This window comes from Streptomyces sp. NPDC050625 (genome assembly GCF_040654755.1).
In the GTDB taxonomy this organism is placed as follows: domain Bacteria; phylum Actinomycetota; class Actinomycetes; order Streptomycetales; family Streptomycetaceae; genus Streptomyces.
Genome location: NZ_JBFAIQ010000125.1, coordinates 1 through 1226, shown reverse-complemented (window position 1 = coordinate 1226; position 1226 = coordinate 1). Strand labels below are relative to the sequence as shown.

Here is a 1226-nt window from a genome sequence, read left to right as displayed (position 1 = left end):
GGTCCGGTGTGGGATGCGGCGGGGACGGTGTTGGTGACGGGTGCGAGTGGTGCGCTGGCGGGGGTGGTGGCGCGGCATCTGGTGGTGGTGCGGGGAGTTCGTCGTGTGCTGCTGGTGAGTCGTAGCGGTGCCGGGGTTGAGGAGTTGCTGGGCGAGCTGGTGGCGCTTGGTGCGGAGGATGTGTCGTTCGCGGCGTGTGATGTGGCGGATCGCGAGGGTATGGCGGCGGTGTTGGGGGGTGTGCCGGCGGAGTATCCGTTGCGGGGTGTGGTGCATGCCGCGGGTGTCCTTGACGACGGTGTGCTGGGCGGATTGTCGGGCGAGCGGTTGGCGGGTGTGCTGCGTCCGAAGGTCGACGGGGCGTTGGTGCTGGATGAGTTGACGCGTGGGCTGGATCTGTCGGCGTTTGTGTTGTTCTCGTCGGTTGCTGGTGTGGTGGGTACGGCGGGGCAGGCGGCGTATGCGGCGGCCAACGCGTTCATGGACGCGTTGGTGGCGCGGCGGCGTTCCGAGGGTTTTGTGGGCACGTCTTTGGCCTGGGGGCTGTGGGCCGCTGGTATGGGCGGTGGCTTGCAGGACCGGGATCTGGAGCGTGTGGCGCGGATGGGCTTTGTGCCGATGCCGGACGCGGAGGCTCTGGATCTGTTCGATGCGGCGGTGGAGCTGGGCCGGGCGTGTGTGGTGCCGGCGCGGCTGGACATGGCCGCGCTGCGGGAGCGTGCCGGCCGGGGTGAGTTGCCCGTGGTCCTGCGGGGGTTGGTGCGTGCCTCGCGGCGTGCGGCTGTTCGGGGTCAGGAGTCGTCCGGTCTGGTGCAGCGCCTGCTGGGCATGTCCGGTTCCGACCGTGAGCGCTTTCTCGTCGACTTGGTCGGTGGGGAGGTGGCGGTGGTGCTGGGGCATGTGTCGCCGGGCACGATTGATGCTTCGCGTGCTTTTCAGGCGATGGGCTTTGACTCGCTGACCGCGCTGGAGTTGCGTCAGCGTGTTCAGAATGCGACCGGGGTGCGGATGCCGGCCACGCTGGTTTTCGACTATCCCACGCCCCAGGCTTTGGCTGGTTACCTGCTGCGGGAGGTGCTGGGCACCGAGGCCGGCGGCGTGCCGGCGGAGATCGTGCCGGTCGTGCCGGTCGATGAGCCGGTGGCGATTGTGGGGATGGCGTGCCGGTATCCGGGTGGCATCGCGTCGCCTGAGGATTTGTGGCGGCTGGTGGCCGAGGGCGGGGA

1 protein-coding gene is annotated in these 1226 nt (G+C 69.2%); it reads left to right on the top strand.

The window, feature by feature from the left end; genetic code table 11:
* Positions 1-1226, top strand: a 1226-nt coding sequence (locus AB0I54_RS48185) for a type I polyketide synthase (protein WP_363302761.1), incomplete at both ends; no start/stop codon positions are given.